Source organism: Chlamydia sp. (assembly GCF_017472245.1).
Classification (GTDB): domain Bacteria; phylum Chlamydiota; class Chlamydiia; order Chlamydiales; family Chlamydiaceae; genus Chlamydia.
Map to the genome: position 1 here is coordinate 26,177 of NZ_JAFUQR010000004.1, position 18,172 is coordinate 44,348.

An 18,172-nucleotide genomic window follows, 5' to 3' on the forward strand; every position below is an offset into this window, starting at 1 on the left:
CGAGTGACTACAAACGCCCTATAGATAGGGCGATAAAGACAATCCCGGTCACAATTATAGACAATAAAGTTTTTGCTTCTAGAGGCAAATGAAAAATTACTGGAGAAAGAAGGATTCCAGCTGCAAAAAGTAGGCTTATCCAGCGAAGATGGCGCAAGCTTTCCGAAAAAGAAAAGATGGACAACACAAGAATAAACCAACAGGCACTGTTCACAAAAAAACGACACGTGTCTGAAAGAGATAAGCTTTGGTTTAATTGTACGAAAAGAATGGCAAATATACAGGTAAAGACCAGGTTTAATGGGAAAGAAATCCCTTCGAAAGCTTGTTTCCAGGCTTTTGAAAAAGGCAATACAGAACGTTCTTCCCAAAACAGAGATTCTTTATAATACTCAGAGCCGTAAAAAGCCATTTGAGCTAGTTTTTTTTTGTCAGAAGAAAATTGTGTAAGATAGTTCCAAGTTGCTCGGAGTTCATCATAAAAAATCGATAAAGAAAGTACAGGTGCTATTGTTAGGTACACACCTTGATAATTTATTAGAGATAGCTGCGATAGGAGAATAGCTGTCAAAGTTACTCCTATTGCTAGAAAAAGCCAAAATGCAATAACGAAAACCACTTTTGGTCTTGTATGCCATCGGCGTTCTCCTCCCGTCAAAGACAACACGATAAGCATGGAATAAATTACCATTAATGTAGTCGAAAAGAACCGCGAACAAGTAGCTGTAGTATTAGCGATATTCAGTGCTGCAGAAGTAAGATACCGACTCAGCAACCATCCTATGAAAGAAAGAAGTAAAACAACTCCTCTTTTCCCTCCGGAAGAAGGATTGTAATGGCAGGTCTCCGGAATTGTGGGGCCAACCTCCAAATCCTCAGGACGATTAGGCAGTAGGCAAATAGCAGCTAGTGTTGCAAAACCAATCAAAGAATCATGAGCAAAAACTAAAGGTGAGGCATTCGTAGAACAAGAAAAAAAGGAAATCCAAAGACCGATAAAAATACTTAGTCGCAAAACGATAGGGCTATAGAAGGATAGCGCTGATAATATTACCAATAAGATTCCACAAATTTTGTCTGATAGAACAATTGAAGGGTCTAAATAATTAAGAATGCTTGGCGTGAAAAACAGCCAAAGTCCAATTAAAGCGGGGAGAATACTGAATTTAAAAAAACGATAGCGAAAATGACGATAAACGTTTTCTAAAAGATCTTTCTCCATAAACAAACTCTTAATGTTTCTCAACACATAAAATGTCTAGGAGAAAAGAGAAAGCTTTTTTTTGAAAAAAGTTTTCAAGACATCTTCTGTTTTAGCAAGAAAATAGTTTCGTTTTTTTTATTATTATCTTATCTCAACTTTTATACGAAATCTTGGATAAGAGCACTCCCTTGAAAAAAAAGATTTTTGTTATTTTTACAGCTCTGGGATTTGTTTTGTGCCTAGGTTTAATGGTGCAAACCAAGCGTTCTATCATGCCTCCGAAAGCACCTATTCCGACTACAGCAAAATATTTCCCCACCATAGGGAATCCGTATGCGCCTATTAATATCACCGTTTTTGAAGAACCATCGTGTTCAGCTTGTGAAGAATTCTCTTCAGAAGTATTCCCTTTGATCAAAGAGCGTTTTATTGATACAGGAGAAGCTTCTTTCACACTTATACCAGTTTGCTTTATCCGTGGTTCTATGCCTGCTGCGCAAGCTTTAATGTGCGTTTATCACCACGATCCTAAACGCCCTGATCCAGAAGCTTATATGGAATATTTCCATAAAATTCTCTCTTATGAAAAAAGTGAGGGGTCACATTGGGCAACGCCTGAAGTTATTACGAAATTAGCAGAAAAAATACATACTCATTCGGGTAGGGGAATAAACCCAATAGGCTTGATGCAGTGTGTAAATTCGCAAAGATTTTTAGAACAAATTAAGAAGAACAATATTTATGGTTCTCAAATAATGGGAGGACAACTTGCTACTCCTACAGCTGTGGTTGGAGATTATCTTATAGAGGATCCTACATTTGATGAGATTGAAAGGGTAATTACACAACTTCGACATCTACAAGCAATGGAAGAGGAGGGGTAGTGATTAAACTCTTACGTTCTTATTGTCTATACTTTGCTTGGTTGATTGCTTGTATAGGAACTCTTATGAGTATTTATTATAGCTATCTTCTGAATATAGAACCTTGTGTTCTTTGTTATTATCAGCGAATTTGTCTATTCCCTTTAGTAATCATTTTAGGTATTGCAGCGTATCGCGAAGATCTTGCTGTCAAAATATACGCTCTTCCTTTGGCTCTTGTTGGCTTTGGCATTGCTATTTATCAAATTTGTTTGCAAGAGATTCCTGGAATGACTTTAGATATCTGCGGTAAGATTTCCTGTACCACCAAGCTATTTCTGCTTGGCTTCATTACCATGCCTATGGCTTCTGCTTCGGCTTTTTTAGTTATCGCGTGTTTACTTATATTCGCGACTAGATCTAACACGTGACCGTATGAACAATTAGCCTATTGCTCTATTAACGAAACTTTTTTCAAATCAACCTCTCCAAAAGAGGATGTTTGTAAATTAGCAACTCGAGAATGTTTAGCATAAACATAATCTAGATGATAAAGGGGAATAATTGGGTTTTCTTTCAGTAATAACTGCTCTGCTATCATCTGAAGATCCTGTGAATCTTTGATAAGAAGCTGTGCTACAATATTAGTGTATTCTTCGTTTTGCCAGCGAATCAGCTGAAAGTCTTTATACTTCATTCCATCTCCAAGAACAGATAAAAAAGCACTGGCTTGGTGATAATCAGCAATCCAATTTCCTGTAGCTAAAGCAAAATCTCCTCTTGAACGTTTATCTAAAAAACAATGGTATTCTAAGCCTAAAGTCACAATTTTAATTCCGAGAATATCAAATAACTGTTGGCGAATTTCTTGAACAACAGCTCTTAAACAGAGGGATTCTACCGGATAAATTAATATGATTTTTTCTAAATCTTCCTCAGACAAAGTTTTTAAGGCTTCTGTTAAATACATTCTAGCTAAAGTAGTTCGTTCCGTCAGGGAAAGAATCTGGGGAGGCACTTGTGATAATCTAGGATGAACAAAACTTGACGCAACACTTCCTTTACCAGCTATTTTTAATAATGTTTCTCGATTGATTGCTAAAGAGAAAGCAGCTCTTAACAAAGGATTGTTGAAGGGTTTGTTATTCATATTACAGAACAAAACGCTGCAGTTCAATACTGGATAATTGCATAAGTTTTCTGGATCAAGAACTTGCTGCTCTTCTAAGGGGAAAGAAGAAGTCCAAGGTAATCCAATTAGATCGATAAGTTTTTTTTGAAACATTTGTGTTGCAGTATGAATATCAGAAATTATCTGCAAACGTATTGTGCTTAGTGAAACATTCTTTTGGTCATAATAAAGAGGATTCTTATTAAGTAATAGGAAGTGTTGAGGCTCATAATGGCTTATCATAAAAGGACCATTAGAGATTATGGGGAAAGAACGTATAAGACGTTTATTTTTGTAATATTCTCTTAAAGAAGCATGCACAGGGTAAAAGATTGGATGTGTTAACACTTCTACAAAATGAGAACAAGGCCTCTCTAACGTAATTTCAAGAGTGTGTTCGTTTAAAGCATGCACTCCTAATTCTTTTACGGGTAATTTTCTAGTTAAAACAGCGTGCGAATTTTTAATTAGTGCGAGAGAGCGTAATGTGACGCAATCAATTTCTTGAGAATAAATTTGTTTAATAGATTCTTCAAAATCATAAGCTGTTACAGGATCTCCATTATTCCAAAAAGTTTTTTTTAGAAAGAAAGTATAAGTACAACCATCTTGAGACAACTGGTAATTTTCTGCTAAGGCTAAATCGGGAACATTACCATTTTCTCTGAACAATCCTTCATAAAGAGCTTTTGCAATAGAAACATCCTTACTTAAAAAAACTTGACGAGGATCTAAAGACATTGGATCATGGCTAATTGCAACACGTAAAATATCCTTGGATTCTTCCTGTTTGCGACAACAAGATGTTAATCCAAAAGCAAGAATGATAAAAGCAATGGCCAACAACTTCTTTTGAGACATAGAGTTTCAGCAACCAATTAAATAGTAGTATAGATTAGGTCTTTTGTAAAAATCGATTACTCAGCTTGAGAATTGTACAAAAAATTTCAGCAAAAAACCAAAGTTGTTTTTCAAATACTAAAAGAAAAAAGTTGAACCCTAATGCAAAAATGGTCTGACTCACACGAGGATTTCTTTTCGATAAATCTAACGCTAACACTTATAGATCATTAGAACAAACAACAAATTATCAAGATCTTTCCCTAATTAAATAGAAGAGGAGAGGGATCTCTTATCCATATGAAATACTATCGAATAATATTTTAACTGGCCATTTTCCGTTTTTGCCAAAACGATTTTTTATAAAAATTGCAAATACACAGCGAAGTACGAGAAACGGCTTACTGCTTAGGGAAAATAGTCTTTTGAGTAACTGTCTGTATTTTTGACAACGTGTTCCTGGGGTCAAATAGAGGATCTTCTCTTCCCTCTTCTTCCTCTTGAATAGGTGGAAGCACAGGACGATATCTAGTAGGGCAATTTGATCTGTTCGAGGAGTCTGAGTGATGAGAACACGCTTCATCATAAGATGGAGGATTGGCATTGTTAACGCATACCTCATCATAAGATGGTGGTGGTGTATCAGAAACGTCATGAGAAAAACTTCCATAGTCTGGCGTATCATCATTTCTCGGTAACAAGAGCGTGATAGTCGTTGTCCAAGAGAAGAGGGGTTTCTTCCTGTCTGTGGATTATAGCGAACTCTTGCATCGTCAAAAAAAGTATTATAATTTGGAGGAACGGCCATTTTTTATTTAAAACATTTCAATTTACGGAAGACAAGTTTATAAAACTCCTTGCTTTTGCTTTCTATAAGTTTGCATGTTGTTCTAGATTATGTGTAAAAGAGGAATAGCAGCTACAAGACCCGCTTCTCAGCGAAAACAAAAGGTCTGATAATATTTATTATGTTGAATAAAGATAGTCCACGATAGATCACAAGGCCTCAATAAGAGGCCTTGCTTCAGGTATTAAAAAATTCATCAATGCCTAGGTCTTGGATCCATAGCCTTTATGAATTGAACCATTTCTTCTAAAGAAGGTTTGTTGGCCATATGCTGAACTAGAGCAGTTTTTATCAAGAAACCATTTGAATAATTTAATACCGCAGCAGCCTCTTTTTTATTAAAAATTTCCATCTTTTCTACAACAGGAATTCCTAGAAAATCCCTCATGTTTTCGAATTGTTCGGAAAGATTTTTACATTGAAGAGTCATCTCTGAAGGTTCTCGTTGAGGTTCATAATAAAGAAAGCCTTTTGTATATTTTTTAATTAAAAGAAGGCGTTCTTGAGTCGTTCTTGCTGTCGCTGTTAGAATAGGAGCCAACTCATTCTCTAACAATTTTTCGAAAAAAGACACGCTCTTTTGTTGCCCTAATGGAACAGGGAAATCAACAATATATATTCCATCTAGGCCTACTTCTTTTAATTCTTTTAAATATTCAACTCCTTTTTGCAAAATTGGGTTGTAGTAACTATGCAATATCAAAGAAACCTCTTTGCTCAAATCACGAATCCTTTTGATTCCTTCTAGAAAAGTATTTGGCTCCATTTTTTCTGCCAATGCTCTTTCATGTGAAGCTTGAACGATAGGATTATCCGCCACAGGATCGGAAAAAGGAACCCCTATTTCCAAAATGTCCACACCCCCTTGAATCAAGGTTTTGGCAGTTTGGATTGTGTAGTCTATTCCACCATCACCAGCTGTTAGATAGCTAATCAATGGCTGAGTTTGTTGAAAAGATTTAGTTAATTTGTTGGTCATGACATGATACCTTTGTTCCTTTGGATTATTTGAGGAAGATCCTTATCTCCCCGGCCAGACAAGTTAACAACCACGATATGTTCTTTAGGCAAGGACGGAGCAATCGAAACTAAATGTGCAAGAGCATGTGAAGATTCGAGTGCAGGAATGATGCCTTCATTACGTGTAAGTAAAAAGAATGCCTGTAGAGCTTCTTCATCGGTGGCTAGAGTATAAAAGGCCCTTCCAGATTCATGCATTTCTGCATGGTCTGGTCCAACTGAAGGATAATCTAACCCTGCGGAAATAGAATGCGTTGGCAAGATTTGCCCTTCGTGATCTTGAAGAAGATACGAGTAAAAACCATGAAGAACTCCAGGACGACCTGTGGCAAAACGAGCCGCATGTTTACCTGAAGCGATACCAAGTCCTCCCCCTTCTACCCCAATCAACCGAACATGTGGATTAGGAATAAAATGATGAAAAAATCCAATAGCATTCGAGCCTCCTCCAATGCAGGCAATAAGTATATCAGGATCACGTCCTGTCGCGGCATGGATCTGCTCTTTTAATTCAAAACTTATAACAGATTGAAAAGAGCGAACAATCTCTGGATATGGCAAAGGCCCTAAAGCAGATCCTAAACAATAGTGCGTAGAAGAATAAGTGAATGCCCAATCTTGTAAAGCTTGATTAACAGCATCTTTCAATCCTGAAGATCCTTGTGTTACAGTAACAACTTCTGCGCCTAAAAAACGCATTCTTTCTACGTTAGGTTTTTGCCGTTCTACATCTTTTGCTCCCATGTACACTACACAATTTAGACCGAGATAAGCACACGCTGTAGCTGTAGCTACACCATGCTGTCCTGCCCCCGTTTCTGCAACGACACGATTTTTCCCAAGATATTTAGCAAGCAAACATTGCCCCAGTGCATTATTAATTTTATGCGCTCCAGTGTGCAGAAGATCTTCTCGTTTAAGAAACACTCGTGGCCCATCAATAGCACAAGCAAAATTTTTGACTTCTGTCAAAGGAGTTGGTCTTCCAGCATAATTTTTTAAAATAGCATCTAGTTCAGACAAAAATTTTTGCTGAGTTTTTAGAGTGTCCCATCCTGTCTGCAAATCTTGTATAGGCGCTAATAATTCTTCTGGAAGAAAAGCTCCGCCAAAAGGGTGTGGATGATTGTGCATTTGTTTTCTCCGTAAATTATATAAATTAAAAGCATCTACAGATACTTAGCTTGCCTAAGAAGCAATCTGTTATCTGCTTGTAATGGTGAGATTTAAAGACTAAGTCTATCGCCAATAGAAAAACTTAGATAAAAGAAAGGATCCTTCAGCAAAAAATGCTAAAAAACTTTGGAATATATCTGCAGTTAAAGCAAAAGTGGTTTTTATTAAGATAACTCCCATAACGTTCTATAAAAATTACAACATTCGTTAAGAGATCAGATCTAGTGAGTTATCCCATGAAAAAAGAAACTAACTAAATAGTCTCTCGTAAAAATTTCTTAAATTGAGAATCTAAATTCTTAAGTGCGTTAGATCCCCGTGTAATCTGTGCTATACTCACTTGATATTTCTCCGCGATTTCTCTCTGTGTTAACTGCCCTTCTAATAAAGCTTGAATGATCTGGCAACGTGAAGTAAGATCGTCGCGCTCGCTAAAAGTAAGAAATAGGGAGAAAAAGTTGTGTAAAGCTTGTTCTGTTTTCATTTTAGAACATAATTTCAAAAAAGCCTGCCATCCAGGCGCCTCTTGTTCTGACATAAAAAACCTATATTGTACTGATGTAATATTACAAAAAATTAGATAATTTTGTCACTCTATTTTTATCCAATCTTATCACCGTTTCCTAGCATTCTCCCCGCCTGGGATGATAATTACTTCTTTATTTGCCCGTAATTTACGTTCTTCTTCAGTTGCTAGATCTAGGACTACGTAGATTTTTCTCTCTTTGTAGTCGGATTCATCAACTTTTTTAACTGTAAAGATGACATCCTCAGATATTTCGAAAACCATATCTCCTGGAGATTTATGATCGACAAGCTTGTTATTCAAGCCGTAAATGCTATAAAAAATATGGAAACCTCCTCTTCCTCTTTGTTTACTTACAAAATATTCGGTTTGTGTAGTGATTAAGGATACCTGAATACTTTTCGCTGGTAGGCTAATGAGTGTACCACGTCGTATGCGATACTTGATCCACTGGCTTACCCATGCGTGATAGTATGCAGAAGCAAATTGCATAAAGCTTGGAGGAATCTTCCACTCTGGTATGTTTCCTTTTATAGACATGCAGGCCTCTAACATATAGGTGTCATAAGCTTTTGCTCGTTTAGAGTCACTTGCACGATCTTTAAGGATCCAGAGCATATAATCTGTATACGTATAGAATTTATGTACGAGTGCAGGATTGTATATCATAACTTGGTCTGTAGTTGGAAAGACGATTCCAGATCGTGAGGATACCCTCTCTGGTAACAATTTACCTCCTACTATTCTTTTTTTATCAAATTCAATATGGCGTAACTCCGGTCCTACAAACATAAGTCCTGATCCTGAAGACAGCGCTAGAGACTCTTTTCTTGTGTTTGAGATGAAAATATTTTGATACTCTTGCCATCGTGTTTTAAATCCTGGAAGGATGAGTACAAATGCTTGATCTAACTTAATCTTAGAAATTACCTTAGAGATATATAAATCTCCGTTTACAGGATCTAAGTAGTAATAGGTTTTTGAGATTGTTTCCATAGGTAGGCGATATTCCTTCATCGCCTTATCTAAAAATAACCAAGTGTTTTCTTTAGTTATAGATTCTTTGGGGTTCACAACATAAGTGAGCACAACGAGTTGTTTCATCTTATATTGCATTGGTAGAATCAATTCATGGGTTTCCCTGTTATAGTTTAGCTGCAAAGTATGTGCTGTTGTGCCAAACTCCTTAAGATATTGGATCAGATCTATTTGTGTATCCCCTAGAGTATGTTTTAGATGCTCTTTATATGCTGAGTTAATTAGAGAGATAGGATTTTCCATAAGGATTGGCTTGACCTCCCCCTCTATAGTTCGTTCTGTAATAGAGCTCATGTCATCGACAAAAAAATCTTTAAAAACGAGATTTACGGCACCAATTCCCAAGCCTGTGCGGATATGGAAGAACTTCATGTAAAAGTCTCTACCTCGAATACCGACTTGTTTTTGTACAAACATTAGCAAGCGATTCAAGCTTGGTTCAGCCTCTGTAATATTGTAAATTTGGAAGCTTTCAAGATTTAGGGTGGCTCCGTAAATATGAATTTGATCATAGAACGACCATTTATGGTAATCTACAGGAGTAGAATTTCTTACTTCTAAAATAGCGGGTTCAAGATAGCTACGAAATAGTATTGTATCATTAGTTTCTTCTTCTCCTTTAAAAGCCAAGTGTTTTATGGAACGTGCCGGAATAGTAATGTCAAATTTCGATAGTAAGCGAGAGAAGGTATACCAATGGCGATTTTCCATAGCCCCTTTAATCTTCCCTGCGTACATTTGTCCCATGACTTTAAGGTTGACTGCTCCCCGATTTTCTACTCCTAGGATATGCTCGTTGTTTCTTCGTAACGAGCTAATCATCAAGCTTACGGTATTATTTAAGCTATGCACTCCCACAAGTCTTTCAGGAATTAACGTGCTGTTCATAAATAAGTTATGCCAAATAGAAGCATTCTTATTCATCATTGCGTACCATTCTTTTAGCCTAGGATTATGATTCGATACGACATCAAACTTTGTTTTCCCAGGGAAATGATGTTGCCAATTTACCTGTAAAGGGAGTTTATATCTTGGAGATGAGATCTCAAGATCGATACTGGTACCATTTTCTGTATGATTAGTCATTCTTCCACGTATCGATGTCGGAACCATCAAGCTGAAATCCACAGTTTGTGGAGAGTTTGCATCCTCTGCTAAAGTAAGCTGAACTGTAGAGATATTTGCTTTTGGAGATTCTGAAAAAATATAAGTGTCCCCTACAGAACCATCTATACGAGTATGATAACCAAATTGAGGGTGTAAATCTAATTCAGTAAAAGGATTAGGATAGTAGATTAAAGTTTTGTATTTTGAGTAGAAACTTGTTGTTCCTTCTTTTTGCAAAATCGTCACTTCAGGGACAAACCACCACCCCATTTTTTTTAACCATTCCAAGATAGTTTCTATGTAACTAGGTTCTTCAGGATAGCTTTTTTGCCATGTAAGCTGATCTATTGTATTGATCTCTAAAGTCGTGACATAGGTAGCATTTATTGTGAAGTTGGTTTCTGTAGCATCCTCATAAATCCGTTTTTGTGCTTGTAGAGTAATACCATCAGCAAATTTTACGATAAATTTGTTCTCCCAGTGTTCGAAGGAAGTATTGTTATCTATGTTTGAAACAAAGATACCCGTAGTACTATTTTCTATAATGTTTCTCGGAAGTAAGGAGATATTTTGATACACAGGAAGCCAGTTATATGAAAACGTCTCCAGTAAAAGCATGTGTTCTGTAGAATTCTTCGAAAGGATGATATCTAGTCTTCCTTTAAGCCTTGGAATGTGATACCAGTTCTTTCCTGCTCCTGAATAAATTTTCCCTCCCCCGGGGCTTATGTAGAAGTGAGTATCATGTTCTCCAACTAAAATATCGTATCCCCCTGCCGATCCTGCAATAATATTAAACCCTTTCTGTTTGATTTTTAAAGACTCAATCTTTGTCCCATTAGCACGTGTTAGAGGTACGAGTTGTTCATTATGATTGGATAGGTTAAAGAAGACGCCAAAAGGCTCAGAAATTGCTCTAAAGGAGATAGTATTTTTGATATGAGGATTTCCAGTTAAGTTGTAGATTCCAGCTCCACCTATTTGAATTGTAACACCACCTTTGCCACCAACAATATTGACTTTATAATCTGCGTATTTCATCGCTTGATTGATTCTGGGGGGAGAATCTTCATTTAGTAGACGCAACATAATAACATTAAGAGGAGAATCTCCCCCTATGATTGTAGAAGACTTCCCTTCTTCAGTAAGAGGAGGTCTATAATATCGAGAATTTGAATCTAAAATGGCATCTCGCCATGTAATTTTGTTAGAAAGATAGACGATCTCTGTATGGACTTTGTATTTAATTCCGTACCCTAAATAGACTGTTTCGTAAATTCCTTTGGGAATTTTAGGAATTTGCCTAGGCCATTGGCTATTTGCATGTCCTTGTGCTAGTGCCCACTCTGGAGTGATACTAAAAGCATAACCTAATCGATTCCTTACTTGTTTATCTGACCAATTCGGGACGCTTCCAATTAAAGAGTCATAGTTATAAGAAGATTTTCCTGTTAATACAGGGGGATTTGATCTCAGGTCTAAGAATAATTCTCCCAACACCTGATTCCCAGAAAAATCTAATAAATGCTTATCTGGATATGCAAACAAGACGTGTTTAGCTGCTGTTTCTAGAAACTTTTTATATTCTAGCCAAGCATAGTGTCGTTCTTCCTTATAAGCTACGTTTCTGGCGATAGAGGTGGCTCCCATCCCTATAGCAGCTATAGGACCTGCGGCAAGCATAACAAGAGGAGCAACAACAGAAGATATTGTTAATCCTAAAGTAATTACATCAAAAGATACTTGTACTTTAGCTGCAACGCGATCGCTGTGAGTATCTGCATGTATGAGCTCTTCTACGCTAGTAACTAATCCCCAAACTCCAGCTATTGTTTCAAGAACAGGAAGCTCTAAAACACGAGATGCGACGCTAAAAGCTTTACCAACTGTCCCTCCTACTCGAGTTCCTACTTTTTGTAATTGTCGTGCTAAAACTGCCTCTGTTCGAAATCCATCAATTCCTGAAGATGTTATAAATTTATTTTGTAATACTTGAATTACTGTTCCCAGAGTCATCTCTGCAAGTTCTTTGACATCAAGCAAAGCACTAAAAATGGCCTGAGCACTTTCCCCTTTGCCAGCGTCTACTAAACGGGCATATTGAATTAACGATAGTACAGATAATCCGAGCTCTATATCCATAACTCCAGTACTTGCAAGCTCATTTAAACTGATTCCAAAAGTACGGAAAGCTTCGCTTATTTCTTTAATTTTTAAGGAGATAGTAACGAATGTTTTTTTACTTATTTTTTTGTCCTCTATTTTTTCTAAAGAAATTACAGCTTCGCCATTCTCTTCTAAAGTTACAGATTTTATTGAGACATTGTCAGAGTCTTTCAGACCCGTATTTCTAATTTTTTGTGTAAGTTCTGAGAAGAAGGATTGAACTAATTGTTTAAAGTGATTGAGTCTTTGTCGAGATGCTTGGAATAAAGAAGTTATATCGTTAGGGATTTCCGTAATCATATTTGAACTGATTATTTTTGTTCCTTCGACAAACCCTAAAGTTGATACAAGTGTCTTAGCTAATGCTGCTGTAGATTCATCAAGTAAATTTTTTGAAAGATAATCAGTTAAAATATCACCGTTTATAAGAGATTTATCGAGATCGCTTTCTTTTGTTTTATCATCAATACGTTTTCCCTCTAAGGTTAATCCCATTTCAAATAGTTTAAACCATGTTGTTCGTAGTCCAGAGAAAGTAACCTCTCCTCGAACAATCATCCGTTCTAATGTAGGCATTTGATGATTTGATAAAAGACCTGCATCTGTGGGTATAACCATCCAGGTATTACGAGCTTCTGGAGTATCTGCAACATAAACTCTGAGTTGTTGTGAAATAGGGAGTTGATCAGAAATTCCGTAGCGAGCACTTATTTCTGAAGAAGCTTGTACCATATACTCAATAAAATAGAGCGCAGAAGCTACGTTTAGGAAATCAACATGACCAAAATTGGGATCTGTGACTCTAGCAATATCATCGAATAAGTGCAGAGTAACTACATGTGTAGGAGTAGTAACAAGGACACTTGATATTGAAGGTTTTTCAAATAATTTTGTTAAAGAGCTAATGTCCCATTCGAGTGAGGAGAAAATACCTCCTGTTTGTAATTCACGATTACCACGATGTTGTAACCAGTGTATAAGATCTAAAGCACGTTTTAGAAATTTATTATCCTGCTGTGATAAGGGAAGCTTATCGCGTTCTTTTGTTTGAAATAATGACGAAACTAAAGATAGATTTTCTTGTAAAGTTCTGTAGGTCGCTTTATCTTCTGCTGATAAAAATAAATAAGAAAGCCCCATACAGCGTCCTTCTATTTCATAGAGAAACTTCTGAGGATGGATTTCTAAAAAATTGCCTCCCAGGCGAGAAGCTAAATCTCCCCATGTTCCTGAATACTTCTCAAAGAATTCTGGCCAGTCCATTAAAGTATATTTGACTCTATCGATAATCTTATGAAGTGTCGGGACATCAGGAGGAGAGGAGAAAACGTCTTTTCTTCCGCCGATTCCAGAATAGTCATAAATACGTAATCCTATAGGGTCTGTCATCGAGGTCGCTAGAGGAAGTCCAAAGCTATTGTCCCTAAGGATCATACGTCCCGAACCAGGTAGAGCTTGAGTGATCAGATATGCAGAAGCCTGTCCTAAATTATACAGACTTGCAGCAGCTGTATTTATCTCTTGTAAAGAGAGGTAGTACCCAAGTTTGGAATATTCTAGTAATAACTTCGCTCTTTCTTCATTATAAATGGGACCAGCGCCTTTTTTTTCTAAAATATCTTTGATATCCTTTGTAGTCTTTAGTTCTTTGTTAAGAATCTTTTGTTGAAGCTCAAATAAAGCCTCCATATATCGTGCCATGGAGTAAGTTACAGCATTAAAGAACCCCCCTCCTATGGAAACCATAACGTTTTCAGACTCTATACCTCTTTCTACAGAGTAGTGTACACCCAAGGGAGAGACAGAAGAGTCTATAGGAGGAACTAGAAGATGATGGGGGAGCTTATCTGTTATTTTCTCTTTTAACCCTTCTGGAAGGAGACGAGACGCTTCTTCCTTAGTATTTTCTTCATTGGCAAGAATCCAATCGTAGACTGCTGGGAGTGCATCATGAAGATCTATAGAGTTCTCTCCATAAAGTTCTTTCAATATGCTGACGAGGAAATTTGAAGGAGGAGGAAGAATGGGCTCTTTAGAAAAGATTCCAGAAATCCCCTCATCTGCAACCATGAAACGTACGATGTCCATAACATCTGCAAAGGGATATCCAGTACGAATCATGCTCTGAAAAAGCTCATTTTTTGAAAGAAGTTCATCAGCGTTTCTTAGGATCACACGAGGATTCCCTTCGAACTTTTTTAGAAGATCCTGAATGTTTTTTTTAGGCTCATCTATCCATTTTTCTTTAGCTTGATCATATAAAGACTCTAACCACCGCGTATGTTCAGCTTTTTCTGACTTTGGGCTTTTCTTAGTGACTTCTTTTTCTAGTTGTTTTAGAAGATCCAGGAGATGCTTACGACGTTCGTTTTCAGGAAGAGAAAACCACTTGGTTACCTTTTCCTCTAAAGCACGGTATGTATGTCCCGAGGAGATACTTGCTTCGATCTGGTCTATTTTAGCGAACAAATCGCGTTGTTCAGCGATCTTGGTTGTTATTTCTAAAAATTCAGACAATTCTACTTCTGTAAGAAGAGAAAATGTATCACGAGCTTTAAGCTCCTCATATTTTTTTAAAAGCTCTTTATTTTTAGAGAAATCTTTACGTGTTTCACTCCCTTCACTATCTGAGCCTTCAAATCCAGACTCTGATTCAGATTTTTCTTCTTTTTTCTTTGCTTTCTCTTTCTTTTTATCTTTTTCGTCTTTCTTAAGCGAAGGATTGAGAAGGTTATCTATAGCAACACGTCGTTCTGCTAGTGTAAGAAGTTGCTTAAAAAGTAACATCCAGTTTTGTTGATCACTGTGCCATAAAACAACATCTGTAGTTGTAGACGTTTTCAAATAAAGATCTATAGACTTTTTATAATCTGCATACGACTGTTTTTGCAGACTCTGTATTTGAGGGAAAAAATGCACTCGATTTTCTACAGGAAATTGCGCCGATCGGATTAAGTTAGCAAGTTGCAGCTGCAAAGAGAACAAAGAGGTTTTAGCTGCAGGATCTTTATCTTGTATTGCAGATATCACAGTGTAGATCTGTCGATCTATCTCTGCTAGCTTTAATATGTCTACAGTTTGCTCTTCAATGAAGGTATTAAAGCGTTCAAGTAACCCTGGAGGAAGTTTTTTCTTACTTTCCTCTGCCCATAAAAATGTAAACTTATCTATATCTATACGGGTACGTGTAATAGCTTTCGGCTTGTAGGAGTTGAATTTGGTATTATCTGAAAATAGTAGCTCTGCAACGCATCTCTTTTTACTTCCGCACCAAGTACTCTCATCTGCGGGTGTAACGTCGTTACTTCCAACAGATAATGGAGATAGCCAATCTAGAGTGAATTTACTTTTATCTGATGGGTCAAGAAAAATTTTTTTATAAGATCCTAGAAAGGCATCGTCTCCGAGTTTATTACCCCGAGAGGTAAGAAAGTCTTTTCCTATGGGTCCCCACTTTCGATATTCCTCAACGAGAACTTCAGCAATAAGGTCAGGGCCAGTAATCCCTAGGGTACTAACAGCTTCAGGCATAATAGAGTCTTGGCGAAAGTCAAAAAATAGGCTTTTTGCTAGGAAGTTAGAAACTAATTGCCCTCCGATTAATGACTGGTGTTTACGGTGAATGAGATCTTCTAAAGAATTAAAAAAAGCTCCAGAAAGAACTTCTTGCCTAAGCGCAGCTAACTCTTGATAAGCCTCTTGCTGTCCTCGAATAACCGCATCTACAGCAGTACTTCCTTTGTGCGCCATCATCAAGCCATTAAGTCCTCGAATGAACCATCCGAGCTCATTATAGTGATGATATCTTCTTAATATTGGCATCGTATCCCGAATGATTATCTCGGACATAGGCTGGAAAAAGCCTTTCTTTTTAACTGTTGCGTCTTCTTCTAATTTTTCTCTTTCAGCACTTTTAGATTTTTCATCTTCTTTAGTTTTTTCAGACTTGCTACTTCCTTTAATTAATTTAGGTTCATCTACAGGATTCTCTTTGACAAATTTTTCTAAATCCCTAAATAAAGCTTCAAGTTTGGGTTTATCAGTTTCACTTAATCGAGATAGGTCTATATCCTTCTCAATTTGCTTTAAAGTAACTTCGGTTGCTTTGCCTGTAGCTAACTTTAATACTGCATCTGATATAGCTCTTCGGCAAGACATGTCTTCAAATAGACGATTATTTGTAAATGGCTGTTTGTTCGTGGACTCTGTTCCTGAACTATGTTTTTTTATAAGCTCTAAAATCTCTTGAGAATATGAGGGCATCATATCTAAATCAGTGTAGATTCCCCCAAATTCTTTCAGCATATACATACGTGCCTGATCAGTAGCTGCAGCGTAGTTCCAGCGTAATAAAACCTCTAGCTCATAATTGTATACGTTTTGAGTTTCTTTCATTGACTTTAGCTCAGAAATGTCTTTAATTTTGATTCGTTCCTTACCAAGGTCATTGTTTACTGTTTGGACAATTTTTTTGATTTTTTCTTCATTAATTTTGATGAGCTCTTTGTATTGCTTGATTTCTTCTTCTGGAAGTTTGATCTCTTTCTCTAAGTATTCTACTCTTGCATTATCATCAATATTACCCACGCCCTTTAACTGACAGTAGTTGAAGAAGTTATCTTGTACGATAATCATGTTCTTCAAGAACAGAAGATCAAAACGTGAGCGAATCTCTTCACTTATCCTATTATGTTTATCCAAAAGCTTTTTAAGATCTTCAAGGTACTGACTTCTTTCTACCTCAGAGTTCGATTTTGTATATTTTTCCTCATATTTCTTTTTGAGTTCGTCATAATCTTTAATGAAAGCTTGAACACTTTGATCTGTAGAGTGTCTAAGGTCTTCTACAGCGGCTGAAAAAGCGATGTTTTTCATAATCCCAGAGAATTTCGCCGCAGCATAAGTATTTTTATCTATCCAGAAGAAGAATTGAAAATCCTTATAAGTTTGTAAAAAGATTTTGATATAGTCTTCGGTCCCATCTGGAGGTGATCCAGCAATCCAAACACCATGAAGAATCTTTTCTATCTGAACATGATGGGATTTAAACTCAGTCTTTACGGTAATAAGTACCTCTTCTACCGAAGTTTTAGTTTTTTCTTCAGTTTGCGTCTTAGGAACTTCAGGAGCTTTTACAGGTTCAGTCTTTGTTTTTTTATTTGCTTCAGGCTTTTCTTTAGGATAGAGTTTTTTTTGAATACCATCCAAAAGAACCGCTTGACGGATTAAGGCTTTTTGCCCTTCTTTAGAATTCTTTTCTTCAAGGGTGTTGTATTTACTAATCGCTTTTTTTAATTTTTCTAACTCCCCTATAACGAGAGCTTTTTGCTCAGATTTAAATTTTAGCTTCTCCTCAATGTTTTTTACAGTAAGATCGTATGTGGGAGTTTGGAGACTCTCTTTTTTTTCAGCTTGTTCTTGCTTGGGTTCTGAATTTGCACGTTTTTTTCTAGACAACACTGTCTTTATAGTATTGACTCGAACCCTATCATTACTTTTGAAAATCTCTTCGGTCTCTTTGATAGAAGATTTTAGTGATTTTATTGTGGAGTAATCTAGAATATCTAAATTACGTATAGTAAACAGATTTTTTCTTTTTCTCAGAGAAGTTTTTGAAGAGTTCGTATGATTGACTTTTACAGAGAGGTTTTCCTTTTGAGGTCCTGTCGTATTTACTTTTTCAGAAGAAGGAATAACCGGTTTAACATGGATAGGCTGTACTATGGAAGGGAAATATGTGCTATGACTTGCGCTAAATTATAAATAAATGCTGTCTTCCAATTTCCTGTATGATGAGCTGGCGAAGTCGTAAAAGGAGCTCGATTTTCCTCCGCCATATCGTGAAACTGACGTTGTAATCGCTCTCCTATCCTAATGACATCTTCCGTTGTGTGATTGGCAAAACTCTGATTATCGTATAAAGAAATATTTTGAAACGATTCCTCAAAATAAATATTATCAGAAGTTACCAAAGGCTGCAGCAAGTGAGATGAATTCTCTTTTGCTGCAATAATTGGATTAGGAACTAGCATCGTTTTCCCTTTAGAAACAGTGGCTGTCTCTGAGGATAGCACAAGAATAAGAAATCTCTGTCTAAAAATTGTTAGAAAAATTTTTAACAAAGGCATATTGAGGAAGCGTTTTCCTAACTTTTGAGTAATGTCAGGAAAATCCTCTCTGTCCTAAGTGCTAATGAAAGATCAATAAAAATAAA

Annotated in this window: 10 protein-coding genes; 2 read left to right on the top strand and 8 right to left on the bottom strand. The window is 36.7% G+C overall.

Going from position 1 to position 18,172, the window contains the following annotated elements; genetic code table 11:
• Positions 1–7: 7 nt before the first annotated feature.
• Positions 8–1,222: a hypothetical protein gene (locus IJ490_RS01035; RefSeq protein WP_291891972.1), complete on the bottom strand. Its 1,215-nt coding sequence runs from the start codon at positions 1,220–1,222 to the stop codon at positions 8–10.
• Positions 1,223–1,374: 152 nt separating this feature from the next.
• Between IJ490_RS01035 and IJ490_RS01040 the strand changes: the two genes are divergently transcribed.
• Both IJ490_RS01040 and IJ490_RS01045 read left to right on the top strand, forming a co-directional pair.
• Complete coding sequence (locus IJ490_RS01040) at positions 1,375–2,088, top strand: DsbA family protein (RefSeq protein ID WP_291891975.1); 714 nt, start codon at positions 1,375–1,377, stop codon at positions 2,086–2,088.
• Positions 2,088–2,498 (top strand): disulfide bond formation protein B, encoded by a 411-nt coding sequence (locus IJ490_RS01045; RefSeq protein WP_291891978.1) that lies wholly within the window; start codon positions 2,088–2,090, stop codon positions 2,496–2,498. The genes IJ490_RS01040 and IJ490_RS01045 overlap by 1 nt, the downstream gene beginning before the upstream one ends.
• Before the next feature lie 17 nt (positions 2,499–2,515).
• Here the strand turns inward: IJ490_RS01045 and IJ490_RS01050 are convergent, their stop codons facing one another.
• The 7 genes from IJ490_RS01050 to IJ490_RS01080 form a co-directional block, all read right to left on the bottom strand.
• Positions 2,516–4,099: a peptide ABC transporter substrate-binding protein gene (locus tag IJ490_RS01050; protein ID WP_291891981.1), complete on the bottom strand. Its 1,584-nt coding sequence runs from the start codon at positions 4,097–4,099 to the stop codon at positions 2,516–2,518.
• Positions 4,100–4,479: 380 nt separating this feature from the next.
• Positions 4,480–4,779: a hypothetical protein gene (locus tag IJ490_RS01055; protein ID WP_291891983.1), complete on the bottom strand. Its 300-nt coding sequence runs from the start codon at positions 4,777–4,779 to the stop codon at positions 4,480–4,482.
• Positions 4,780–5,121: 342 nt separating this feature from the next.
• Positions 5,122–5,904, bottom strand: coding sequence for a tryptophan synthase subunit alpha (trpA, locus tag IJ490_RS01060; protein WP_291891985.1), 783 nt, complete (start codon positions 5,902–5,904; stop codon positions 5,122–5,124).
• Positions 5,901–7,079 (bottom strand): tryptophan synthase subunit beta, encoded by a 1,179-nt coding sequence (gene trpB, locus IJ490_RS01065; protein ID WP_291891987.1) that lies wholly within the window; start codon positions 7,077–7,079, stop codon positions 5,901–5,903. The genes trpA and trpB overlap by 4 nt, the downstream gene beginning before the upstream one ends.
• A 295-nt stretch (positions 7,080–7,374) precedes the next feature.
• Complete coding sequence (gene trpR / locus IJ490_RS01070) at positions 7,375–7,659, bottom strand: trp operon repressor (protein WP_291891990.1); 285 nt, start codon at positions 7,657–7,659, stop codon at positions 7,375–7,377.
• Positions 7,660–7,734: 75 nt separating this feature from the next.
• Complete coding sequence (locus IJ490_RS01075) at positions 7,735–17,682, bottom strand: LifA/Efa1-related large cytotoxin (protein WP_365820983.1); 9,948 nt, start codon at positions 17,680–17,682, stop codon at positions 7,735–7,737.
• Positions 17,679–18,086, bottom strand: a complete 408-nt coding sequence (locus IJ490_RS01080) for a hypothetical protein (RefSeq protein ID WP_291891993.1) — start codon at positions 18,084–18,086, stop codon at positions 17,679–17,681. The genes IJ490_RS01075 and IJ490_RS01080 overlap by 4 nt, the downstream gene beginning before the upstream one ends.
• Positions 18,087–18,172: the final 86 nt, after the last annotated feature.